Annotated in this window: 21 protein-coding genes; 6 read left to right on the forward strand and 15 right to left on the reverse strand. The window is 75.3% G+C overall.

Annotation, left to right across the window (positions count from 1 at the left end; all coding sequences use genetic code 11):
- Positions 1 to 109: 109 nt before the first annotated feature.
- Positions 110 to 3,115 (reverse strand): FAD-binding and (Fe-S)-binding domain-containing protein, encoded by a 3,006-nt coding sequence (locus MCM47_RS13875; RefSeq protein WP_238861869.1) that lies wholly within the window; start codon positions 3,113 to 3,115, stop codon positions 110 to 112.
- A 193-nt stretch (positions 3,116 to 3,308) separates the two neighbouring features.
- Here MCM47_RS13875 and MCM47_RS13880 point away from each other — a divergent pair, with 193 nt between their 5' ends.
- Positions 3,309 to 3,932: a hypothetical protein gene (locus tag MCM47_RS13880; RefSeq protein ID WP_238861870.1), complete on the forward strand. Its 624-nt coding sequence runs from the start codon at positions 3,309 to 3,311 to the stop codon at positions 3,930 to 3,932.
- A gap of 138 nt (positions 3,933 to 4,070) precedes the next feature.
- On the opposite strand, the gene MCM47_RS13885 is transcribed toward MCM47_RS13880, so the two are convergent.
- Both MCM47_RS13885 and MCM47_RS13890 read right to left on the reverse strand, forming a co-directional pair.
- On the reverse strand, positions 4,071 to 5,093 hold the full coding sequence (locus MCM47_RS13885) for a glycosyltransferase family A protein (RefSeq protein WP_238861871.1): 1,023 nt from the start codon (positions 5,091 to 5,093) through the stop codon (positions 4,071 to 4,073).
- Positions 5,094 to 5,329: 236 nt separating this feature from the next.
- Positions 5,330 to 6,868, reverse strand: coding sequence for an MFS transporter (locus tag MCM47_RS13890; RefSeq protein WP_238861872.1), 1,539 nt, complete (start codon positions 6,866 to 6,868; stop codon positions 5,330 to 5,332).
- Between the two features lie 265 nt (positions 6,869 to 7,133).
- On the opposite strand from MCM47_RS13890, the gene MCM47_RS13895 reads away from it, so the two are divergent.
- Entirely contained in the window at positions 7,134 to 7,751 is a 618-nt protein-coding gene (locus MCM47_RS13895) for a TetR family transcriptional regulator (protein WP_238861873.1), read from the forward strand.
- A 98-nt stretch (positions 7,752 to 7,849) separates the two neighbouring features.
- On the opposite strand, the gene MCM47_RS13900 is transcribed toward MCM47_RS13895, so the two are convergent.
- The 3 genes from MCM47_RS13900 to MCM47_RS13910 all read right to left on the reverse strand — a co-directional run bounded on the left by MCM47_RS13900 (position 7,850) and on the right by MCM47_RS13910 (position 11,788).
- Positions 7,850 to 8,563, reverse strand: coding sequence for a transglycosylase SLT domain-containing protein (locus tag MCM47_RS13900; RefSeq protein ID WP_238861874.1), 714 nt, complete (start codon positions 8,561 to 8,563; stop codon positions 7,850 to 7,852).
- Between the two features lie 566 nt (positions 8,564 to 9,129).
- Complete coding sequence (locus MCM47_RS13905; RefSeq protein ID WP_238861875.1) at positions 9,130 to 10,134, reverse strand: EI24 domain-containing protein; 1,005 nt, start codon at positions 10,132 to 10,134, stop codon at positions 9,130 to 9,132.
- A gap of 193 nt (positions 10,135 to 10,327) precedes the next feature.
- Complete coding sequence (locus MCM47_RS13910; RefSeq protein WP_238861876.1) at positions 10,328 to 11,788, reverse strand: amino acid permease; 1,461 nt, start codon at positions 11,786 to 11,788, stop codon at positions 10,328 to 10,330.
- A 298-nt stretch (positions 11,789 to 12,086) separates the two neighbouring features.
- Here MCM47_RS13910 and MCM47_RS13915 point away from each other — a divergent pair, with 298 nt between their 5' ends.
- On the forward strand, positions 12,087 to 13,289 hold the full coding sequence (locus MCM47_RS13915; protein WP_238861877.1) for a metallophosphoesterase: 1,203 nt from the start codon (positions 12,087 to 12,089) through the stop codon (positions 13,287 to 13,289).
- Positions 13,290 to 13,398: 109 nt separating this feature from the next.
- Here MCM47_RS13915 and MCM47_RS42570 read toward each other — a convergent pair whose 3' ends face one another.
- Positions 13,399 to 13,623, reverse strand: a complete 225-nt coding sequence (locus MCM47_RS42570; RefSeq protein ID WP_305067975.1) for a hypothetical protein — start codon at positions 13,621 to 13,623, stop codon at positions 13,399 to 13,401.
- A gap of 175 nt (positions 13,624 to 13,798) precedes the next feature.
- On the opposite strand from MCM47_RS42570, the gene MCM47_RS13925 reads away from it, so the two are divergent.
- Together MCM47_RS13925 and MCM47_RS13930 are read left to right on the forward strand one after the other, a co-directional pair.
- Positions 13,799 to 14,890 (forward strand): Ku protein, encoded by a 1,092-nt coding sequence (locus tag MCM47_RS13925; RefSeq protein WP_238861878.1) that lies wholly within the window; start codon positions 13,799 to 13,801, stop codon positions 14,888 to 14,890.
- Positions 14,891 to 14,943: 53 nt separating this feature from the next.
- Positions 14,944 to 15,225 (forward strand): hypothetical protein, encoded by a 282-nt coding sequence (locus MCM47_RS13930; RefSeq protein WP_238861879.1) that lies wholly within the window; start codon positions 14,944 to 14,946, stop codon positions 15,223 to 15,225.
- 71 nt (positions 15,226 to 15,296) lie between these two features.
- On the opposite strand, the gene MCM47_RS13935 is transcribed toward MCM47_RS13930, so the two are convergent.
- From MCM47_RS13935 to MCM47_RS13965, 7 genes are all read right to left on the reverse strand, one after another.
- Positions 15,297 to 16,685, reverse strand: coding sequence for an NADP-dependent succinic semialdehyde dehydrogenase (locus tag MCM47_RS13935; protein ID WP_238861880.1), 1,389 nt, complete (start codon positions 16,683 to 16,685; stop codon positions 15,297 to 15,299).
- 228 nt (positions 16,686 to 16,913) lie between these two features.
- Entirely contained in the window at positions 16,914 to 17,198 is a 285-nt protein-coding gene (locus MCM47_RS13940) for a DUF6158 family protein (protein WP_238861881.1), read from the reverse strand.
- A 203-nt stretch (positions 17,199 to 17,401) separates the two neighbouring features.
- Complete coding sequence (locus tag MCM47_RS13945) at positions 17,402 to 17,995, reverse strand: dihydrofolate reductase family protein (RefSeq protein ID WP_238861882.1); 594 nt, start codon at positions 17,993 to 17,995, stop codon at positions 17,402 to 17,404.
- 54 nt (positions 17,996 to 18,049) lie between these two features.
- The gene (locus MCM47_RS13950; RefSeq protein WP_238861883.1) at positions 18,050 to 18,703 is read right to left on the reverse strand and encodes a vitamin K epoxide reductase family protein; all 654 of its coding nucleotides are present in this window, start codon (positions 18,701 to 18,703) and stop codon (positions 18,050 to 18,052) included.
- Complete coding sequence (locus MCM47_RS13955; protein ID WP_238861884.1) at positions 18,700 to 19,500, reverse strand: thioredoxin domain-containing protein; 801 nt, start codon at positions 19,498 to 19,500, stop codon at positions 18,700 to 18,702. Before MCM47_RS13955 ends, MCM47_RS13950 begins: the two co-directional genes overlap by 4 nt.
- Positions 19,501 to 19,642: 142 nt before the next feature.
- Entirely contained in the window at positions 19,643 to 20,323 is a 681-nt protein-coding gene (locus MCM47_RS13960) for a hypothetical protein (protein WP_238861885.1), read from the reverse strand.
- 149 nt (positions 20,324 to 20,472) lie between these two features.
- Positions 20,473 to 20,958, reverse strand: a complete 486-nt coding sequence (locus tag MCM47_RS13965; RefSeq protein ID WP_238861886.1) for an SRPBCC family protein — start codon at positions 20,956 to 20,958, stop codon at positions 20,473 to 20,475.
- 165 nt (positions 20,959 to 21,123) lie between these two features.
- Here MCM47_RS13965 and MCM47_RS13970 point away from each other — a divergent pair, with 165 nt between their 5' ends.
- Complete coding sequence (locus MCM47_RS13970; protein ID WP_238861887.1) at positions 21,124 to 21,993, forward strand: Fpg/Nei family DNA glycosylase; 870 nt, start codon at positions 21,124 to 21,126, stop codon at positions 21,991 to 21,993.
- Between the two features lie 59 nt (positions 21,994 to 22,052).
- Here the strand turns inward: MCM47_RS13970 and MCM47_RS13975 are convergent, their stop codons facing one another.
- Positions 22,053 to 22,907 carry an SAM-dependent methyltransferase gene (locus MCM47_RS13975; RefSeq protein ID WP_238861888.1) on the reverse strand — a complete coding sequence of 285 codons (855 nt, stop codon included), beginning with the start codon at positions 22,905 to 22,907 and terminating at the stop codon, positions 22,053 to 22,055.
- Positions 22,908 to 22,927 lie beyond the last annotated feature (20 nt).

A 22,927-nucleotide genomic window follows, 5' to 3' on the forward strand; every position in this document is an offset into this window, starting at 1 on the left:
CCCCGGCGCGATCAATCCGTCGACGCAGTGGGGCGGGTGGGGCCGAAGGGGTGGAGGAGGCCGGGGAGGCTCGGGAGGGCCGCTGTCCCGTCGCGTTCGGGAGCTCCGTTCACGTCCGTTGCTCGCGCAGGGCAAGGGCGATCACTTCGGCGAGGTGCAGGGCGCGGCGTCCCTCGGCGAGTTGGGCGATCTGGGTCCGGCAGCTGAAGCCGTCCGCCAGGATCAGGGTGTCCGGCGCCGCGGCCCGTACCTCGGGGAGCAGGACGCGCTCGGCGATCGCCTGCGACACCTCGAAGTGGCCCTGCTCGAAGCCGAAGCTGCCGGCCAGCCCGCAGCAGCCGGAGTCCAGCACCCGGTTCTGCAGCCCGATCCTGGCCTCCACCCGCCGGTCCGCGGCGGTGCCCAGGACGGCGTGCTGGTGGCAGTGGGTCTGGGTGATCGCGTCGGCCGGGAGCCGGGGGAGCGGGGCCCCGGGTGCGTACTCGTCGAGGAACTCGGCGAAGGTGCGGGTCCGTGCGGCGAGCGGGCGGCCGGCGGCGCCCAGCAGGCGCGGCACGTCCTCGCGCAGGGTGGCGGTGCAGCTCGGGTCCAGGACGACCACCGGCGTGTCGGCGGGCAGACCGGCACCGGCCAGCGCGCGCAGGCTGCGCCGCACCACCCGCCGGGCGGTGCCGAGTTGGCCGGTGGAGTACCAGGTCAGTCCGCAGCAGACGGGCCCGGACGGCAGCCGGACGTCGAAGCCCAGGTGTTCCAGCACCTCGACGGCGGAGCGCAGCACGCCGGGCTGGAGGTGGTCGGAGAAGGTGTCCGGCCAGAGCAGCAGCGGCCGGGCGTCCGCCGGGGCGGGCCGGGCGGCGCGGTGGCGGCGGAACCAGCGGGTGAAGGTCTCCGGTGGGAAGACCGGCACCACCCGGCGCGGGTCGATCCCGCCCAGCCGCTTCAGCGGTCCGGCCGCCGGGGAGCGGGCGATCAGGTTCGCCGCGGCCGGGGCGAGCGCCACCGCCCGCAGCCAGAGCGGCAGCCAGCCCATCGAGTAGTGGGCGACGGGCCGTGGCCGGCGCCGGTAGTGCTGGTAGAGGAACTCGGTCTTGTAGGTGGCCATGTCGACGTGCACCGGGCAGTCGCTCGCGCAGCCCTTGCAGCCGAGGCAGAGGTCCAGCGCCTCGCGCACCTCGGGCGAGCGCCAGCCGTCCGGGACGGCCTCGCCGCGCAGCATCTCGGCGAGCAGCCGGGCCCGGCCGCGGGTGGAGTGCCGCTCCTCGCCGGTGGCCATGTAACTGGGGCACATCACCCCGGTGGTGGTGTCGACGCAGGCGGCCACGCCGACGCAGCGGCGCACCGCCCTGGCCAGGCTGCCGCCGTCCTGCTCGTAGGGGAGGGCGAGGGGCAGCCGGCGCACCGGGCCGGCCTGGCGGAGGTCGGCGTCGAGGGGGCGCGGGTCGACCAGGGTGCCCGGGTTGAGCAGGTTCTCCGGGTCCCAGATCCGCTTGAACTCGGCGAAGAGGCCGATGACGTCGGGCGGGTACATCCGGGGCAGCAACTCGGCGCGGGCCTGCCCGTCACCGTGCTCGCCGGAGAGCGAACCGCCGTACGAGACCGCCAGATCGGCGGCCTGCTCCATGAACTCCCGGAACACCGGGACGCCTCGGGGATCGGCGAGGGGGAAGTCGATCCGCAGGTGGACGCAGCCCTCGCCGAAGTGCCCGTACGGGACGCCGCGCAGGCCGTGGCGGCGCAGCAGGGCCCGCAGGTCGCGCAGGTAGTCGCCGAGCCGCTCGGGCGGGACGGCCGAGTCCTCCCAGCCGGGCCACGCCTCGGCGCCGCCCGCCCCGCCCGCGTCGCCGGGCCCGCCGGGCCCGCCCGGCCCGCCCGGCCCGGCTGCGGGCCCGGCGCCGGCCGGTCCGGAGCCGGACCCGGTGCCGGGGTCGCCCGCTCCGGCCGGCAGGCGGGTGACGATCCCCGCCCCCGCCTCGCGCACCGCCCAGAGCTGCCGCTGCTCGCCGGGGTCGGCGACCACGGTGACCGTGGCGGAGCGCTCGCGCCGGACGGCGTCCGCCAGCCCGCGGGCGGCGTCCAGGGCCTCGGCGGCCGTGTCGCCGCCGGCCTCCAGGAAGAGCCAGCAGGCGCCCTCGGGCAGCCGGTCCAGTGCGGGCGGGCGCGGCCCGGCGGCGAGCAGGGCGGCGATCAGGTCGGCGGCCATCCCCTCCGCCGTGAGCGGGCGCAGCGGAAGCAGGGCCGGGACGGCGTCGGCGGCGGCGGTCTCGTCGGGGTAGCCGGCCACCACCAGGACGCGGGCGGCGGGCTCCGGGACCAGGCGGACGGTGGCGCCGAGCAGCAGCGCGCAGGTGCCCTCGGTGCCGGTGAGCGCCCGGGCGAGCTGGTGGCCGCGCTCGGGCAGCAGCGCGTCCAGCGGGTACCCGGAGGTGCGCCGGGGCAGGTCCGGCATGCCACGGCGGATGGTGGCGAGGTTGCGGTCGGTGAAGTCCTGCAGCTCCCGGTGGAGTGCGCCCGGCCGCCCGGGGAGGTCGCGCAGGGCGGCGCGCTCGGCCGGCCCGAGCGGTCCGCCGACGGTCAGTTCGGTGCCGTCGGCGAGCAGCAGGTCGAGCGACTCCACGTTGTCGGCCGTCCGCCCCCAGGCCAGCGAGTGGGCGCCGCAGGCGTCGTTGCCGATCATGCCGCCGAGCGTGCACCGGCTGTGGGTGGACGGGTCCGGGCCGAACCGCAGCCCGTACGGGCGGGCCGCCCGCTGCAGGTCGTCCAGCACGGCGCCGGGTTCGACCCGGGCGGTGCGGCGCTGCGGGTCGATGTCGAGCACCGCGCCCAGGTGGCGCCGGAAGTCCAGGACGACGGCGCCCGGGCCGACCGCCTGCCCGCCGATGCTGGTGCCGGCCCCGCGCGGCACCACCGGCACCCGGTACCGCCGGCAGAGTGCGAGCGCGGTGCGCACGTCGTCGAGGTCGGCGGGTTTGACCACGCCGAGCGGCAGGTGGCGGTAGTTGGAGGCGTCGTGGCTGTAGACGGTGCGCTCGGCGGGGCCGAAGCGGACGTCGCCGCGCAGGGTGCTGGCCAGCTCCCGGGCGAGGTCGGCGCCGGGCGTGGCGGACGGTCGGCTCACGTGGGTCCTCCCGGTGCGGGGCGGGGCGAGCGTTGCGGAACGAGCCGCGAGGGGGCGAGCGGGGCCGCGCGGTCCCGCGTACCGCCGCAGTCGCGGCCGGTGCACCCCGCGATCATCGCAGCCGGGCGGGTCCGCGCGGTACCGGCACCCCGGTGTGCATCCGACGCGGCGTCATATGGCACGCTCGGCCGACATGACGATCACGAACTCGGCCGGCGGCTCCGCCGGAGCCGACTACGTCGCCGGTCTGCCGATCGGCGAGCGTCCGCCGTTCCCGGTCGACGGCGCGCCGTCCTGGGACATCTTCCCCTACGAGGGGGACCTGGAGGTCCGGGTGCTGCAGGCGCCCGAGCTGCCCGAGCCGCCGCGGGAGGGCGAGGACGGAGCCGAGAGCTGCGCCCAGTGCGCCCGCCCGGACCCGGACTTCCTCTGGACGGACGAGCACTGGCGGCTGAGCACCATGGAGGAGCCGGCCGGCCTGCCCGCCGTCGTGCTGCTCCAGCCGCGCGCCCACCACGACCTGCTCGACCTCCCGCCGGAGCGCTCCGCCGAGCTGGGCCCGATGCTGCAGAGGGTGGAGGCGGCGCTGCTCGCGCTCGGCGGCATCGGCCGGGTCCACGTGAACCGCTGGGGCGACGGCGCCGCCCACCTGCACCTGTGGCTGATCGCCCGGCCCGAGGGCATGACCCAGCTGCGCGGCTCCACCCTGCCGCTCTGGATGGACGTCCTGCCGAAGCCCTCCGCCGAGGCGTGGGCCGCGACGGCGAGCCGGATCGCCGCCGCGATGGCCGCCGACGGCGGCACGGCCCACGTCTGAGCGGCGGACGGACCCAGGGCCCGGGGGCCCGGGCCGGGGCCCGGGCCGGGGGCCGGGGGCCGGGGGCCGGGGGGGCGGCCCGGGCCCGGAGACCCCGCCCCGCTCGCACGCACCGACCCCGACGACCGTGCGCCCGCGTCAGGCCGAGGCCTTGCGCCGGGCCGATCCGGTGAGCGTGCCCTTGGCGATGTGGGAGAGCTTGGCCACCTCGAACGCCGGGTAGGCGCCGCCGGCCAGCAGCGAGAACTTCACGCCCTCGCGTCCCCCCGGCCGCCGGTGCCCGGCCGGCAGGAACCGGCGGTGGTGCTCGGCGGCGCGGTGGAAGAACTGCGGGCGCTCGGCCCGCGCCACGCACCCGGCGAGGTCGAAGACGAAGAGGTAGTGCCGGATCATCCGGGTGAACAGCGCGTCCCGGACGGCGTCCGCGTCGGGGAGCTCCTCCAGCAGTGCGAAGCTCCGCTCGTACTGGTCGAAGATGTCGAACACGCCGCTGCCGGGCGAGCCGGTGGGGTGGACGGTCTCCCGGCGGCGCAGCTGGACGCAGGCGCGCGGCAGCACGGCGATCCGGCGGGCCGCCAGCATCGCCGCGTGGACCACCGGGACCTCCTCGTACCGGCCGTCGGGGAACGCCAGGCCCTGGGCGTGCCAGTGCTCGCGGCGCACCAGCCGGTCCCAGATCAGCGGGGGCGCGCCGAACACCTCCGGCCGCTCCAGCGGCCCGAACGGCTCCGGCCCGGCCTCGGCGAGCAGCGCCTCGGCGCCGCCCGGCCAGTCCCGCCCGCCGTGCCGCCGGGTGTGCCCGAACAGCAGCACGTCCACCGGCCCGGTCTGTCCGAGCCGGTCGGCGAGCGTCTGCAGGGCGTCCCGGGCGAGCAGGTGGTCGGCGTCCAGGAACAGCAGGTACTCGCCCGCCGCCCGGGCCGCGGCCGCGTTGCGGGCGACCCCGACCCCGACCGCCGCGTCCAGGTGGAGCGCCGAGACCTGGGGGTACCGGGCCGCGTAGGAATCCACGATCCCGGCGGGGGTGTCGGCCGAGCGGTCCGCGACGACGATCACCTCGAAGTCGCGGAAGGACTGGGCGAGCAGCGAGTCCAGGCACTCCGAGAGCTGTTTCTGCTGGTCGTAGGCGGGGACCAGGACGCTGAGCAGGGGTGAGGGCATGAGGCCGGAGCGTAGGAGCGCTCGCCCGAGGTGGCAAAGCCCTGACAGCCCGTAATTCTGAGCAATACCCGTCAAATCGTACGGGCGTGCGCCATATCTTCACGCGTCGTTCCGGACGCGTCCACGTCAGCCCAGGTGTACGCACGGCCCCCACGGCGCCCCGCCGCCGTCGCCCGGCGCGGTGGCCGGGCGACGGCGGCGGAGGTCCGAGGAGGGGCGCTCCCGGCGCGGCCGGCTCAGCGGTCGCCGGTCGAGGGCTGCGGCAGCCCGGCCACCACCCGCGGGTCGGCCGCCGGCTCGGCCGGCCCTCCCGACCGCCGCCGCAGCAGGGCCGCCACGGCGACGGCCGCCAGCAGTGCGGCGCCCGCGCCGCCGAGCAGCGTGACGTGCATGCCGGCCACGAACGCCGCGCGGGCGTGCTCGGCCACCGGCCCGCCGAAGTGCGAGGCCGCGGCCAGCGAGGAGCGCGCCGCGTCGGCCACCTGCGGCGGCAGCCCGGTGACGTCGAGTCCGGCGCGGTAGCCGGCGCCGAGGACGCTGCCCAGGACGGCGATGCCGAGGGCGCCGCCGAGTTCGCGGGAGAGGTCGTTCACCGCCGAGCCGACGTTCTGCAGGGACTGCGGCAGCGCGTCCGTGATCGCGGTGGTCGCGGGCGTCATCGCCAGCCCGGCCCCGGCGCCGAGCAGCAGCAGCCCGCCGGCGAACAGCGCGTACGGGCTGTCCTCGTCGAGCCCGCCGAACGCGGCCATCGCGGCGGCGATCAGCACCAGGCCGGTCACCCAGGGGCCGCGGGCGCCGAACCGGTCGGTCAGCCGGGGGCTGAGGCGGGACATCGGCACCATCGCCAGGGCCATCGGCAGCACGCTCACGGCCGCCACCAGGGCGGTGTCCCCGCGGACCAGCTGCAGGTACTGCATGATCACGAAGATGTAGCCGAAGAAGGCGAAGAACTGGCAGGTGATCGAGAGCGAGCCGGCGGCGAACCGGCGGTTGCGGAACAGCCGCGGATCGAGCAGCGGGTGACGCCGCCGCAGCTCCCAGCCGACGAAGCCGCCCAGCACGGCGAGCCCGACCGCGATCCCGCCGAGGGTGAGCGGATGCCCCCATCCGCGGGTCGGGGCCTCGATCACCGCGTACACCAGCACGCCCAGGCCCGTCGCGGCCAGCACCGCCCCGCCGAGGTCCAACCGCGGCGCGTCCGGATCGGCGGACTCGGGCACCACGAGGAGGGTCCCGACCAGCGCGACCACCGCGAGCAGCACGTTCAGCAGGAACACCGAGCGCCAGGACCACAGCTCCAGCAGCGTCCCCGAGGCCAGCAGCCCGACCACCGCACTGGCCCCCGCCACGGCCGCCCAGACGCTGACCGCCCTGGTGCGCTGCTCCCGCGGGAAGGTGCCGGTGATCGTCGACAGGGTGGCCGGCATGACCAGCGCCGCCCCCACGCCCAGCACGCCCCGCAGCGCGATCAGTGCCGTGGCGTCGGTGGTGAGCGCGGCCAGCCCCGACCCGCCGCCGAACAGGGCCAGACCGACGAGCAGGGCCCGGCGCCGGCCGAACCGGTCGCCGAGCGCCCCCGCGGGCAGCAGCAGGGCGGCGAACACCAGGCTGTAGGCGTCGATGATCCAGGAGAGCTCGGTCTGGCTGCCGTGGGTCGCCCGGGCGATCTCCGGCAGGGCCACGTTCAGCGAGGCCATCGCGGCGACCACGGTGGCCAGCGCGAGGCAGGTCACCAGGAGGACCAGGCCGTGGCGGACGGCCGGCCCGCCCGGCATCGCGGATCCGGCGGGACGGCCGGCGCCCGCGGACGCGGCGGCGGCTCCCGGTGCGGTGGCTGCCGGTGCGGTGGCTGTCGGTGCGGTGGCTCTGGGCCCGGCGGCGGCTCCCGGAGCGGTGGCTCCCGGCCCGGTGGCTCTGGGCTCGGCGGCGGTCATGGCAGGCCTTCTCTCCCTCGCGTCCTCCACCCCCGCGGGTCCGGTCCGGCCGTCGGGGGTGGCTCGATGCCGCCAGACTGGGTGCGCCGCCCCTAGGATTTCAACCATGATGAATAAGCCGCCGCGCCGGGGCCGGCGGGCCGGCAGCCCGGACACCCGCGCCCAGATCCTCGACGTCGCCCGCCGGCGGTTCCTCGCCGAGGGCTACCAGGCGGTGACGATGCGCTCGATCGCGGCGGAGGCCAGCGTCGACCTCGCCCTGATCAGCTACTTCTTCGGCTCCAAGAAGGGCCTCTTCGGCGCCGCGCTCGCCCTGGCCACCAACCCCGCCGAACGCCTCGCCCTCGTCCTGGAAGGCGACGTCGAGACCCTGCCGGACCGCATCCTGACCGAGGTCCTCGACGTCTGGGGGAGCCCGGTGGCCGCCGACCCGCTGCGCGCCATGCTCGGCAGCGCCGCCCAGGAGCCGGCGGTCGGCACCCTGGTGAGCGAGGTCCTGCAGCGGGAGATGGTCGACCGCATCGCGGCCCGGATCGGCGGTGCGGACGCCCGGCGCCGCGCCTGCGACCTCGCCGCCCACCTGGCCGGCCTGATCATGGCCCGGTACGTCCTGCGCCTCGAACCGCTCGCCTCGCTGCCGCCTGATGAAATCGCGCGCACCCACCTCCCCCTCCTCCGCCTCGCCCTCCGCCCGCGCCCCGCCTCCCCCCGCCCGGGGAGGTAGCCGGCCGCGCCCGGCCCGGGAAAGGCCGGAGGCCACCCGCGCGGTTTCGCGGGTGGCCTCGGAGGAGCTGCAGGCTCGGCGGGAGCTGCTGGGTCGGCTCAGTACCAGTGGTGCGACTGCCAGAAGGACCAGGCGGCGCAGGGGCTGCCGTAGCGGGAGTTCATGTAGTCGAGGCCCCACTTGATCTGGGTGGCCGGGTTGGTGCGCCAGTCGGCGCCGGCCGAGGCCATCTTGGAGCCCGGGAGGGCCTGGACGAGGCCGTAGGCGCCGGAGGAGGCGTTGACGGCGCGCGGGTTCCAGCTGCTCTCGTGGGAGACGATGTTGCTGAAGCACTGCAGCTGGCCGGCGGGGACGATCTGGGCGGCGATCTCCCGCGGGCTGCCCGAGTAGCCGGGCTTGGCGTTGAGAGCGGAGCGCTGCTGGGAGCGGGAGGCGGCGGCCTGGGCGTCGGCCTTCGCCTTGGCCTCGGCCTGGGCCTTCGCCGCGGCGTCGGCCTGGGCCTGGGCGGCCTGCGCCTGGGCGGCCGCCGCGGCCTCCGCGTCGGCCTGCGCCTGGGCCTGCGCGGCCTGCGCCGCGGCCTCCGCCTGGGCGGCGGCAGCGGCAGCGGCAGCGTCGGCCTGGGCCGCCTGGTCGGCGACCGGCTGCCCGTCCACGGAGACGCCGGTGGTGCCGGTGACGCCGGCCGCCGGGGCGGCGGCCTCGGCGACGCCGCCGCCCTGCGGGATGGCGAGGGCGGCGGTGGCCGCGCTCGCCACCACGAGGGTGGTGATGCCGGTGATCAGGGAGTTGCGGCGGGCATGGCTGAGCTGCATGGAGCGGCGATCCTTTTCCGTCGGGGGCCGTGTCGGGAGCGCGGGGCATCCGGCACGCGGGCTCGGGTGAGCAGGCCCGCAATGCCGTCCGGGACGGCCATGGCACCCCGGCGGTGACGACGGGGCGGGCGGGATGCGCGGCGGGGGACAGGTCCGCAGCGCTGCCTGGCGACGGGCCATTCTTGGCAGGGCGCGGCGCGGGCGGCAAAGCCGCCCGGTACTACGCGGCGTAGTGGGTCAGCGGGCGGAAACGGCGAAGCGCCCGGCCGGAGCCGGGCGCTTAAGTCCGTTTTGTTCCGTTTGCCCAATCGTCGGCCGGATCGGCCGTTCCGTCGACGAACGATCGGCCGCAACCCGCCGACGGCCTGCGTTCTTCCGGGCCGCCGGGGTCGCGGATGCCTGCCGCGCCGCGGGCGCGGCCCCCGTCGCGGGCCTCCGCGCGAGGGTGCCCGCGGACTGGCCACTATCGACGGCAGTAGTACGAAAACCCCGTGTGGGCGGCTTCACACCCCGGCCGGCGGCCGGTGGACGCAGGGTGAACGGGCGGCTACTCCCGCCGCCCCCGCTCAGGTGCGGTAGGGATTGTCCGCGTACGGGTCCGGCGCGTACGGCCCCTCGGCGAAGCGGCCCCCGGGCCGCCGGCCCTCGGTGGCGTGGCCGCCCGTGGCGTAGGGGTTCTGCGCGTACGGGTTGCCTGGCACCGGCTTCGGGCCGTCGTACGAGGGGTGACCGGGTGAGGGGTACCCGGGCTGCGCAGGGTGGGAGGGGGCACCCGGTGCGACGGCGGCCGCGTCCGCCGGCTCCGGAGCGTCGTCCTCCTCGGCCGGCTCCTCCTCGACCGGGACCAGGTCGCGGGCCAGCAGGGTCGCCCCGGCGACCGCGCCGGGCATGGCCAGGACGGTCACGAAGGGGATCAGGAAGGCGAGCACCAGCGGCACGCCGAAACCGAGCGTGAGGCCGAGCCGGGCGCGCAGCAGGCGGATCCGCTCGCGCTGCGGGACCTCGCGCCGCTGCAGCGCGACGGCCGTCAGCTCGACCGCGAGGAAGAAGCCGGACACCACGAACCCGGCCGCCGGCACCAGGGTCTGCCCGATCACCGGGATGAACCCGCAGGCGAACAGCAGGATGCCGAAACCGACCACGCGCACCAGCACGAAGAGGCTGTCGCGGGCCGAGACCACCAGCTCCCGCCAGAGCGGGACGTCCGGCGGGTTGGGTGCGCCGCCCTCGGACTCGTCCACCTTCTCGCAGAGCGACTCGTAGAACGGCTGGCCGACCAGCAGCGTGACCGCGGTGAAGGTGATCAGCGAGATCAGCAGGCCGCCGCCGAAGGCGATCGCGGCGAGCGCGGTGCGCAGCATGCCCCGCCAGGGCGATCCCCAGTCGTCGGCGAACGGGGTGACCCAGGCGGCGAGGTCGTCCGACCAGCCGCCGAGGAACGCCAGCGCCACCGCGTATCCGATCAGGGTGATCAGCGCCGGGATCATCCCGAAGGCCCACCAGCGGCCGTGCCGCGCCACCCACTTCTGGCCCTTGACCAGGTACCCCGTCCCCGCCACAAGATCTCGCATAGGGGGAAGGGTAGGGGCTGGCCGTCGGCAGGTCATGTCGGCGCCGTCGCAGTCCGGTGACCGGCCGCGCGGCAGCGCGCGCAAGCGCGTGTACCGAGCCGAAACGCCGCACCGGGCCGGGAAACGCCGCACCGGGCCCGGGAGCCTCCGCAACGGCTCCCGGGCCCGGCGTTCGCGGCCGGTGTGCCCCGGATCAGGCAGCCGGTTCCACCGCCGCGGCCCGCCGCCGCCGGCCCACCACGGCCGACGCCGCCAGCACGATCGCTGCGGCGACCAGCGACAGGTACATCTGCTTGCGCCCGTCGGCGTCGGTGAACATGTAGGCCACCACGAAGCCGATCATGCCGATCGCGGTCCAGGTGAGGTAGGGGTACAGCCACATCCGGACGGTCAGCCGCTCCGGCGTCTCACGCTCGATGATCTTGCGCATCCGCAGCTGGGAGAAGCAGATCACCAGCCAGACGAAGAGCGCGACGGCGCCCGAGGAGTTGAGCAGGAAGGAGAAGACGGTGTCGGGGGAGGTGTAGTTGAAGAAGACGGCGATGAAGCCGAACACCACCGAGCACAGGATCGCGACCCGCGGCACGCCGCGGTCGGTCACCGAGGCGAAAACCTTGGGGGCGTCGCCGCGCTGGCCGAGCGAGAAGGCCATCCGGGAGGCGGTGTACATCCCGGAGTTGAGGCAGGAGAGCACGGCGGTCAGGACGATGACGTCCATCACCTGGCCGGCGCCGGGGATGCCGATGTGCTCCAGCACGGCGACGTACGGGCTGCCCTTGACGGCCTCGGAGTCCCACGGCAGCAGGGTGACCACGAGCAGGATGGAGCCCAGGTAGAAGACGCCGATGCGCCAGATCACGCTGTTGGTCGCCTTGCTGACCGCCTTCTCCGGGTCCTCCGACTCGCCGGCGGCCAGGGTGACGATCTCACTGCCCATGAAGGCGAAGACGACCGTGAGCATGCCGGTGAAGACCGCGCCCATGCCGTGCGGGAGGAAGCCGCCGTGGCCGACCAGGTTCTCGGTGCCCACCGCCTGGGTGTCGGGCAGCAGGCCGAACGCGGCCAGGGTGCCGATCACCAGGAAGGCGGCGATCGCCACCACCTTGATCCCGGCGAACCAGAACTCGAACTCGCCGTAGGAGGCGACCGAGAACAGGTTGGTCGCGGTGAGCACCGCCATGACGATCAGTGCCCAGCCCCACTGCGGTACGCCGGGCACCCAGTGGTTGAGGATCTTCGCGCCGGCGGTGGCCTCGACGGCCAGCACCACGACCCAGAAGAACCAGTACAGCCAGCCGATGGTGAAGCCGGCCCAGCGGCCGAGCGCCCGGTCCGCGTACGCGGAGAAGGAGCCGCTCTGCGGGTCGGCCGCCGCCATCTCGCCGAGCATCCGCATCACCAGCACGACCAGCACGCCGGCGAGCGTGTAGGAGAGCAGGATGCCGGGGCCCGTGGAGGCGATGCCGGCACCGGAGCCGACGAACAGGCCGGCGCCGATCACGCCGCCGATCGCGATCATCGACAGGTGGCGGTTCTTGAGCCCGGCCTTCAGGTGGCCGTCGCCGCCGTGGCCGGGCGCGCCGTGCTGGAGCTGCTGCCTGGTGGCGGCGTTGGCCGGCGAGGAGCCGGCCGACGTGGTGGTTTCCGCACTCATGGAGGGTGTCCTGTTGCCTTTCCGGCGCGGCCTGCCCCTCGGCTCGTTCGCCCGAGGGTGGGGGACGGACCCGCGCAATGCGGTGCAACCTAACTTCTACCTACGAGTATCGGAACAACGTCCCGGAAATCGTTCGCTGAGCGGACACGAAAGCCCAGGTCAGCATGGGTGAAGAGTTGTCCTGGAAAGCTCAAATCTGACACATCGCCAGGTGTCTCGGAGGCTTTCGGGGCGATCTCGCGGCCGCGCCGGACCCAGCGGCGGGCGGGCAAGGCCGGGCGGACATACTGTCCGCGTGATGATCGTCCTCGTCCTGCTCGGCCTCCTCGCGGTGCTCGCCGTGCTGGCCCTCGCGCACTGGTACCTCTGGCGGCGCCTGGTGCGCGACGTGTCCGCGCCCGGCGGGTGGTGGCGCCGGAGCGGCACCGTGCTCGCGGTGGCGCTGCCGCTGCTGTCGCTGGGGGCGCTGCTCGGCGGGCGGAAGTTCCCGCTCGCCGTCGAGCGCTGGTTCGCCTGGCCCGGCTTCCTCTGGCTCGCGGTGCTGCTCTACCTGCTGCTGGCCCTCGCGGTCGGGGAGGCAGTCCGTCCCCTGCTGCTGCGGCTGCCGCGCCGGAAGGCGGCGGCTGCGGCGGCCTCCGCCGAGACCCGGGATCAGCCGGTGCCGGCGGTGCCGTCGCCCGAGCGCCGGCTGTTCGTCGCCCGGACGGTCGCGATCGGCGCCGCGGGCGCGGCGGCGGCCGTGGTCGGCAACGGCGCCTACGGGGTGCTGCGCGGACCGCGGCTGAAGCAGGTCACCGTGCCGCTGGCCAGGCTGCCCCGGCAGGCGCACGGATACCGGATCGCCGTGGTCAGCGACATCCACCTCGGACCGATCCTCGGCCGTGCCCACACCCAGCGGATCGTGGACACCATCAACCGCACCCAGCCCGACCTGATCGCGATCGTGGGTGACCTGGTGGACGGGACGGTGCCCGAACTGGGCTCTGCTGCCGAGCCGTTGGCGCAGCTGCGGGCCCGCGACGGCGCCTTCTTCGTCACCGGCAACCACGAGTACTTCTCCGGCGCGGCTCCCTGGGTGGAGTTCGTCCGCGAGCTGGGCGTGCACCCGCTGCAGAACGCTCGGGTGGAGCTGTCCGGCTTCGACCTGGCCGGGGTGAACGACCTCGCCGGCGAGGGCGAGGGCGACGGGCCGGACTTCGCCAAGGCGCTCGGCGACCGCGACCGGGCCCGTACCTCGGTGCTGCTCTCGCACCAGCCGGTCACCGTCCACGACGCCGTCCGGCACGGCGTCGACCTTCAGCTCTCCGGCCACACCCACGGCGGCCAGCTCTGGCCCGGCAACTACCTCGCCGAGCTGGCCAACCCGACGGTGGCCGGGCTGGAACGCTACGGCGACACCCAGCTCTACGTGACGCGCGGCGCCGGGGCCTGGGGCCCGCCCGTCCGGGTGGGGGCGCCGTCCGACATCACCGTCGTCACGCTGGCCTCGCTCCGGGCCTGAGGTCGCAGCCGGGCGGGCCGGCGGGCCGCCCCGGGTCGGCCGGGTCGGCCGGGTCGGAGGGCCGCCCGGGTCGGCCCTTTCGCGCCCGTGTCCGGTCGGTGCGCCCGCCTCAGCGCTCACGCACGTCGAGCAGGACGATCCGCCGCCCGTCGGCGGGGTTCCCGGTGAGGCGGGCGGCCAGGATGCGGGGGATGTCGCTCTCCTGCGAGTAGCCCGGCACCACCGCCACCTCCGCCCGGCGGACGGCCCGCTCCCCGGCCAGGGTGTACGCCACCCGGTACACCGTCCGCTCCGGCGGCGGGGCGGGCGGCGGTGCCGCCTCGGTCCTCGGCATGACGGCTCCTCCTCGGGTCGGCGCCCCCGGTGTCCCCGCCGCCCATTCTCCGCCGTCCGGTGCCGGAGCGGATCCTGTGGCCGATCCGGGCAAACGCGGGCAGAGTGGGAGTTCCCGGAGCGGGAGGCTCCGGTCGGCGCGAACCCCGGGACGGCTCCGGAGAGGGGCGACCCCCATGCAGACGACCTGGAAGGGGACGATCAGCTTCGGGCTGGTCAGCATCCCCGTGCACCTGTACTCCGCGACCCAGGAGCACGACGTACCGCTGCACCAGGTGCACGCCAAGGACGGCGCCCGGGTGCGGATGAAGCGGTACTGCGAACGGGAGGAGCGGGAGGTCCCGTACGCCGAGATCGCCAAGGGCTACGAGTCGCCCGACGGCCGGACGGTCACCCTCACCGACGAGGACCTCGCCGACCTGCCGCTGCCCAGCAAGAAGATCATCGACGTGCTGGCCTTCGTCGACGCGGGCGAGATCGACCCGCTGATGTTCTCCAAGGCCTACTACGTCGGGGTGGCCGACAAGGCCGCGGCCAAGCCGTACGCGCTGCTGCGCGACGCGCTCACCGAGTCCGGCCAGATCGCGGTGACCAAGATCGCCCTGCGGACCAGGGAGTTCCCGGCGGTGCTGCGGGTGCACGACGGGACGCTGGTGCTGCAGACCTGCATCTGGCCCGACGAGGTGCGGCCGGCGGCCGGGATCGCGCCCGAGGAGGAGGTCGTCGTCCGGCCGCAGGAGCTGAAGATGGCCCGCTCGCTGATGGAGACGCTCTCCGAGGACTTCGACCTCGCCCAGCTCCACGACGACTACCAGCAGGCGCTCCAACAGGTCATCGAGGCCCGGCTGCAGGGCGTCGAACTGCCGCACGAGGAGGAGCCGGGCGAGGCGCCCGACAACGTCATCGACCTGATGGAGGCGCTGCGCAGCAGCCTCCGGGAGGCGAAGGGCGCCCGGCGCGGCCACCCGGGTGAACCGGCGGAGGACGCCGCGGAGGCGGGGACCGGGCCGGGGGCGGCGGAGCCTGCGCCCCGCAAGCGCGCCGCCGCCCGCCGGAAGCCGGCTGCCGCCGGCGGGGGTACCGGCGGCGCCACGCGGACCGCCGCCGCGGCAGGGAAGAGCACGGCGGGCAGGACCGCCGCCAAGAAGACCACCGCGAAGACCACCGCGAAGACGACCGCGAAGAGCACCGCGAAGGCCACGGCGAAGACCACCGCCGGTGCCAAGACCGGCACCAGGAAGTCCGCAGCTCCCCGCAAGGCCTCGTGAGGCCCCGCGAGCTGCTCACCGGCAGTCCCGACGACGTCCGGAGGCGATCACAGATGGACCTGCTCACCTACAAGGCACTCGACACCGGCCCCGGTGCCCCGCAGCACCCGGGCCTGGCGCACCGGGCCTGGCACGGCCTGCTCAGCATCACGCCCACGGCCGTGGTCTTCCTGGTCGGGCTCTCGCTCGGACTCGGCGCGGTCGGTTCCCAGACCACCTCGATACCGTGGCTGGTCGTCTTCAGCGTGGTCTGGGGCATCACCCTGATCGTCCTGCTGGGCATGGTCGCGCGCTGGGCGACGCACGCCCGGGGCGCGCAGCGGCTGGCCACCTGATCCGGCCGGAGCCCTTCGCCCCCGGCCTGGGGCGAAGGGCTCCGGAAGGCTGCGCGGGCCGGAACGCCGCGCTACGCGACCCAGACCGTGGTCACGTTGCAGAACTCCTTGATCCCGTGGCCCGACAGCTCCCGCCCGAAGCCGGAGCGCTTGACCCCGCCGAACGGCAGGGCGGGGTGCGAGGCGGTCATGCCGTTGAAGAAGACCCCGCCGGCCTCGATGTCCCGGACGAAGCGCTCCTGCTCGGCCGGGTCGTCGGTCCACACGTTGGAACTGAGCCCGAACGGCGTGTCGTTGGCCAGCGCCACCGCCTCGTCCAGGTCGGCCACCCGGTAGACGGTGGCGACCGGGCCGAAGGTCTCCTCCTGGTGGATCCGCATCGCCGGGGTGATGCCGGTCAGCACCGTCGGCTCGTAGAACCAGCCGGCGTCGTGGCCCTCGGGGCGGCGGCCGCCGCACTCCACCCGCGCGCCGTGCTTCTTCGCGTCCTCGACCAGCTCCTCCAGGTCGTCCCGACCCTGCCGACTGGCCAGCGGGCCGACCTCGGTGGTCTCCTCCATCGGATCGCCGACCTTCAGTGCCCGCATCGCCTCGGCGAAGGCGGCCGTGAACGGCTCGTACACGTCCGCGTGCACGATGAACCGCTTGGCCGCGATGCAGGACTGCCCGTTGTTCTGCGCCCGGGCCGTGACGGCGGTGCGCACGGCGGCGTCCAGGTCGGCGCTGGGCAGGACCACGAAGGGGTCGCTGCCGCCGAGCTCCAGCACCGCCTTCTTCACCTCGTCGGCCGCGGTGGCGGCCACCGCGCGCCCGGCCGGCTCGCTGCCGGTCAGGGTCACGGCGGCGACCCGGCGGTCGCGGATGACGCCGTCCACCGCGCGGGAGCCGATCAGCAGGGTCTGGAAGCAGCCCTCCGGGAACCCGGCCCGCGCGAACAGCTCCTCCAGGGCCACGGCCGTCCGCGGCACGTTCGAGGCGTGCTTCAGCAGGCCCACGTTGCCCGCCATCAGGGCCGGCGCCGCGAACCGGATCACCTGCCAGAACGGGAAGTTCCACGGCATGACGGCGAGGACCGCCCCGATCGGGCGGTAGCGGACGTAGGCGCGGGCGGCGCCGGCGTCGGCGACGTCCGCGGGGTCGGGGTGCTCGTCGGCGAGCAGCGCCTCCGCGTTCTCGGCGTACCAGCGCATCGCCTTCGCGCACTTCGCGGCCTCGGCGCGGGCGGCCGTCAGCGGCTTGCCCATCTCCTCGGTCATCGTGCGGGCGACCGTCTCCCGGTCCTCGTCGAGCAGGTCGGCGGCGCGGCGCAGCAGCTGGGCGCGGTGGGCGAAGGAGGTGGTGCGGTAGGTGCGGAACGCGGCCTCGGCGCGGGCCAGCCGCTGCTCGATGCCGGCGGCGTCCAGCTCCTCGAAGGTCTCCAGGGTCTCGCCGGTCGCGGGGTTGACGCTTGCGATGGGCACGGTCGGGCCTCCGGGTGTCCGTTGGGGTCGGGTTGGGCTTCGGTGTTCGGCTCGGTGTCCTGCTCGGGGTCCTGCTCGGGTCGGGCGGTCGGGCTCAGGACCGCGCGGGCGGATCCGCGGAGCGCGGGCCGGCGGTCTGAGACCACCCTGGCCGACGGCCCACCCCCGGGCACGCCTCCACCGCCCGGCGTGTCCCGTCGGGCGGTGGACCGGGAACGGGGGCGCGACCTACTCCGGCAGCGACTCCACGCGGGCCGCCGCCTCCCGGGCGCGGGCGCCGGCCCTGGTCCGCCCGGCCGTGACCAGCCGGTTCGGGAACCGGTGCAGGTACTCCGCCTCCAGCTGCCCGGTGCGCAGGGTGTGGCGCTTCAGCGCCTCCTCCGACCCGTACAGGAACGTCTCGTGCCGGGTCCGGTGCAGCTGCTCCAGCTCGTGCAGCAGGGTGTCGTTGCCGAGGGCGTGTGGCGAGATGCCCTCGGGCTTGATGTGCGGAGCGTCGGTGGGGTGCCGCATGTCCACTACCTCCTCGGCCGATCCCCCCGCTTACCCGGTGCCCGGCCCCCGCCGCCGGTACACCCGTCGAGTACGGGGGACCTGTCCTCGCCGACGGCCCTTCCGACCGCCGACCGGTGATCGGATCGTACGACGCACACCCCACCCGCGTCGCGGCCGGAACGCGCCGGTGGGGAGCCCGACCGGCGCCCCGCCCTGGCCGGCTACTCGGGGGCTGCGGCGTTCGCGGAGCTCACGGGCGTGCGGGCGTAGCGCAGGAGGACCACGCCGTTGGGGAAGGCGCGGGTCTCCAGGAGGGTGAGGTCGGTGGAGTCCGGCGTGGCGGGGAAGAGCAGTCGCCCGCGGCCCAGGCGGACCGGGTGGACGTAGAGCCGGTACTCGTCGACCAGGCCGAGGCGGAGGAAGGTCTCGGCGAGGTTCGCACCGCCGAGTGCGAGGTCGCCGCCCTCGCCGGCGGTGAGCGCGGCGACGGCGGCCGGGGTCACCTCGGGGAGGACGGTGGTGTTCCACTCCGCGTGGGTGAGGGTGCGGGAGAACACCGTCTTCGGCAGTTCGCGCCAGATCCGGGCGAACTCGACCACCGTGGGGCTCGCGCCCGGGTCCTGGTCGGCGGTCGGCCAGAAGCCGGCCATCAGCTCGTGGGTGACCCGGCCGCTGATCAGGCCGCCCAGCGGGGCGATCGCGCGGTTGAGGTGGCGGTGCAGCTCCTCGTCGACGCGGTGCCAGCCGATGTCGTGGTCGGGACCCTCGAAGTAGCCGTCGAGGGACACGGACATGAAGAGGACGACCTTGCGCATGGCGGCCTCGCCGGGGGTCGGGCGGCGGCGCCCGACCCCGGGCGGCCGAGCCGGTCAGATCAGCGTGCTCCAGTAGTACCAGAACCGCGCGAGGACCAGCAGCACGATCACCGCGTACCAGAGCGCGGGGACCACCCAGTGGTAGCGGGCGGCCTCCCGGACGACCGGGCGCAGTCGGCGTCCCACCGGAATCACCCCGGAGCGCAGGTTGTGCAGCGTGGTGTACCAGAACAGCGGGATCACGGCCGCCCAGACCACCGTGCAGTACGGGCAGAGCGCGCCGATCCGGTACAGCGCCTGGTACATCAGCCAGGTCACGAAGCCGATCCCGAAGACCGTCCCGGCCTGCAGGCCGAGCCAGAACCAGCGCCGGTAGGAGGCGCCGGCCAGCAGTCCGGCGCCGACCGCGGTCACCACGGCGAAGCCGACCAGACCGAGCAGCGAGTTGGGGAAGCCGAAGGCCTCGGCCTGCTCGCTGCGCATGATCGAGCCGCAGCTGATGATCGGGTTGATGTTGCAGGTGGGGACGTACGAGGGGTCCTTCAGCAGCCGGAGCCTGTCCAGCGTGAGGACGGCCGAGGCGCAGAGCCCGACCACGCCGCCGATCACCAGCAGCAGGGCGAAGGGCCGGCTCGCACCGTAGGTCCGGGCACGGGGGGCCTCGGGGGAGGCGGTGGACGCGGGGGACGCGGGGGACGCGGCGGTCATCCGGTCACCTGCCGGACCATCGCGGTGAACTGCTCGGGCGGGACGGGAGCGCCGCCGGTGAACACGTCGAGCTTCTTCCCGTCCAGCTTCACCGTCGGGGTGCCGGTGACGCCGCTCCTGTCGAAGGCCTTGTCCACCTGGTCGGCCCAGGGCAGGTAGGTGCCCTCGCGGACGGCCTTGACGAAGCCGTCGGTCTTCAGCCCGGGGACCTGACCGGCCAGGTCGAGCAGGTGGTCGACGTCGGCGAAGCCGTCCTCGCGCTCGTCCGGCTGGTTGGCGTAGAGCACGTCGTGGAACTGCTTGAACTTGTCCACGCCCTCGTCGAGCGCCGCACCCGCGGCGGCCAGCGCGGTGCGCGAGCCCTTGCCGCCGAGGCCCTGGTCGAGGAAGGTCGCCAGGTGGTACTCGACCTTGTAGGTGCCGGCGTCCGCGAACTGCTGGGCGGTCTTGCCGGTGGTCGTCTCCAGCCGCGCGCAGTACGGGCAGCGGAAGTCCTCGTAGACCTCCAGCGTGTGCGGGGCGTCGGCCTTGCCGTAGGTGACGACGGTGCCGTCGGCACCGCTCGTGTGGGCGGGGACGACCAGCGGGCCGCCGGCGCCGGAGCCGGACCCGCCGCCGACCGCGAAGGCGACGCCCGCGGCGAGGGCGAGGACGGCGGCGCTCGCGGCGCCGACGACGGTCCGGCGGCGGATCCGGGCCGACCGCTCGGTGCGCTCGCGCTCCTCGCGCATCCGCTCGGTGGCGGCGCGGGAGGCGGCGTTCCCGGTGGGGCGGGAGGTGCGGTGCTTCTTGCTCATGGGGGTGTCGTCCTGTGCTCTCGATCGGGTGCTCGGGCGCGGGGCGGGCAGCGGGTGCCCGCCGGCGCGGAGCGGGGCGGGCGCGCCGGGGCGCGCGGCGGGACGACCGGCGGAGAGGCCGCGGATGCGGGGGCGGAGGTTCTCAGCAGGCCGGCGCGGGCACCGGGGGGCCGCGCCGGACGGCGGGGCTGAGCAGGACGTCCTCGACCGGGACGCGGATCCGGCTGGCCCGCGGGAACGGCACCCGGGCCACCGGGCGGCCCGGGACGGGCGCGGCGAGCAGGAGCAGCAGCCGGCGGGCGGCCGCGACGGGGAGGCGCCGGGCGAAGTCGGCGAGGATGCGCGCCGACCGGGCCAGGCCGGTCAGGGCGGCGTCGGCCCGGCGCAGCCAGAAGGCCGCCGCCAGCGCGATCGCCGTGTGCAGGGCCAGCAGCACGAGCACCCCGGCGGGGCGCGCGAGCCCGTGGCCCGCGAGCAGGCCGCCGAGCGAGCCGCCGCCGCAGAGCAGCGGTTCGAACCCGCGGGCGGAGCCCGGCGGGAGGGCGGGACAGGTGCTCTGGGCGAGGTCGAACAGCGCGCTCAGCCCGAGCTCCAGCGGCAGGAGGACCGCCGCGATCGCGGGGTAGCCGCGCTCGGAGCCGGCGAGGGCGAAGGCCACCGCGAAGACGGCGGCGCCGGCCGCGGCCAGCGTGCCGAGCGGCAGCGGACGGCCGGTGACCAGCACCTGGCCGAGCCCGGCGAGCAGCACGACCAGCGCGGCGAAGATCGCCGCGCGGAGCGTCCTGGGGGCCGGGTCGGTGGTCACGGCATCCGAGTCTGCCACAGGTTGAATCGTGGACGACCGACCCGGCGGTCCGCTGTGAAGATCCTCACCACCCGCCCTGACCTGCGCTTATGTACTGCTTACGCAGGGGGGAGGGGGCCGGCCCCGTGCCGCACGGCGGATGGGCCGGGGTGGCCGGGCCCGACCGGTCAGGCCGGGCCGCCGGCCTCCGCCGGCTCCTCCGGACCCGGATCGGCGGCGGCTCGCACCCGGGCCTCCACCAGCTCCCGGAAGTGCGCGAGGTCCGCCCGCACGGTCCGCTCGACGGCCCCGGCGAGCGCGAAGCCGCGCGGCCCGCCGAAAGCCTCGTGGACCGTCTCCGGGTCGTACTCGACCCGGATCTGCACCCGGGTGTGCTCCCGGTCGAGCGGCAGCAGCGCGAACGCGCCCTGCAACTGCAGGCCGTCCAGCGTCCGCCAGGCCATCACCCGGCCCCGCCCCCGGTCGGTGATCTCGGCCTCGACGTCCCACCGGACCCCGTCGACCTCCACGGCGAGGTGTGCGAGGTTGCGGCCGTGCGGCTGGGCGCTGCGCACCCCGTCGACGAAGGACGGGTAGTCGTGGACCCGGTGCAACTGCTCCCATGCCGCCAGCACGGGGGCGTCGACGTCGATCTGTTCCTCAAGCGTGCTCATGGCGGGGCCGGACCTCCTCGGACGGCCGGGAGCCTGACGTGTCGCGGCTCCCTCCAGCCTGCTCCCCGGGGCGCGCCCGGGCAACGGGCCGGCGGCCCGGACCGGGGCCGGCGGCCCCGGCGCGGCCGGTGGGCGGAAGCGGCCGGGCTGCGCGAGACTGGGCGCATGCCGGAGCTGCCCGAGGTCGAGGCCCTCACCGCCTTCCTGTCCGAGCGGCTGTCCGGGCGGGAGATCGCCCGGGTGCAGCCGGTGGCGATCAGTGCGCTCAAGACCTACGACCCGCCGGTGACGGCGCTCGAGGGCCGCGTGGTCGGCCTGGTCAGCCGGCACGGCAAGTTCCTGGACATCGAGGCCGGTGGCCTGCACCTGGTCGTCCATCTGTCCCGGGCCGGCTGGCTGCGCTGGAAGGACCACCTGCCCGAGGAGCCGCCCCGGCCGAGCGCGAAGAACCCGCTCGCCCTGCGGGTGCGGCTGGCCGGGGAGGCCGGCGACGGGTTCGACCTCACCGAGGCCGGGACCAAGAAGGGCCTGGCCGTGTACGTGGTGCAGGACGCGGGGCAGGTGCCCGGCGTCGCCCGGCTCGGTCCGGACCCGCTGGACCCGGCGTTCACGCGGGAGGACTTCGCCGCCCTGCTGCAGGGTGAGCGGCGCCGCCTCAAGGGCGTGCTGCGGGACCAGAGCGTGCTGGCCGGGGTCGGCAACGCCTACTCGGACGAGGTGCTGCACGCGGCGCGGATGTCCCCGTACAAGCTGGCGTCGAGCCTGACCGAGGACGAGACGGCCCGGCTGTACGAGGCGCTGGGCAGCACGCTGCGCGAGGCGGTCGAGCGCTCCCGCGGGCTCGCGGCGGGGGAGCTGAAGGCGGAGAAGAAGCTCGGGCTGCGGGTGCACGGCCGTACCGGGCAGCCGTGCCCGGTCTGCGGGGACACCGTGCGGGAGGTGTCCTTCGCCGACTCCTCGCTGCAGTACTGCCCGACGTGCCAGACCGGCGGCAAGCCGCTGGCGGACCGCCGGCTCTCCCGGCTGCTGAAGTAGCGCGCCGGGCCGCGCACCGAGCCCCGGCTCGGTCGGCGGCCCGCGCCCGGGCCCCGGTCCTACGGCTTCCGGGCGACGGCGCCCCAGTAGTAGGCGGCGTGCGGGTCGGCCGGAGGCTCGCCGTCCGGGTGCCAGGCCATCACCGGGGCGACGCCGGGCTCGACGAGTTCCCAGCCGTCGAAGAACCGCTCGACCTCCCCGCGGGTGCGCGGCACCAGCGTCATCCCGCCGGCCCGGGCGGCCGCGGTGACCTTGGCGACGCTCTCCGGGTCGAAGTCCTGGGTGGGGTGGGTCAGCGCGAGGAAGCTGCCGGAGGGCAGCGCGTCGCGCAGGGCGGCGACCTTGGCCCACGGGTCGTCCTCGTCGGCGATCAGCATCAGGACGGCGATCATCAGGAGGCCGACCGGCCGGTCGAGGTCCAGGGTGGCGGTGAGGGCCGGGTCGCCGAGCAGCTCGGCGGGCTTGCCCAGGTCGGCGTGGACGTAGGTGGTGCGGCTGTCCGGCGTGGCGACCATCAGCGCCCGGGCGTGGGCCAGCACGATCGGGTCGTTGTCGACGTAGACCACGCGGGTGCCGGGGCTGACCGACTCGGCGATCTCGTGGGTGTTCGGCGAGGTGGGGATGCCGGTGCCGAGGTCGAGGAACTGGCGGACGCCGTACTCCCGGGCCAGGCGGCGCACGGCGCGCTTCTGGAACGCCCGGTTCTCCCCGGCCATCGCCTTGATGCTGGGGACGGCCTCCTCGATCGCCAGGGCCATGGCGCGGTCCGGCGGGAAGTTGGTCTTGCCGCCGAGCCAGAAGTCGTACACGCGGGCCGAGTGCGGGGTGGTGGTGTCGACGCCGAAGCGCTCCCACTGGCTCGGCTCGGCCTCCTGGTCGGCGGGACCGGCGGGGAAGTCCTGACTTGTCGTCATGGCCACGTCCTCTGGGCGCA

The organism is Kitasatospora sp. A2-31, assembly GCF_022288725.1.
In the GTDB taxonomy this organism is placed as follows: Bacteria; Actinomycetota; Actinomycetes; order Streptomycetales; family Streptomycetaceae; genus Kitasatospora.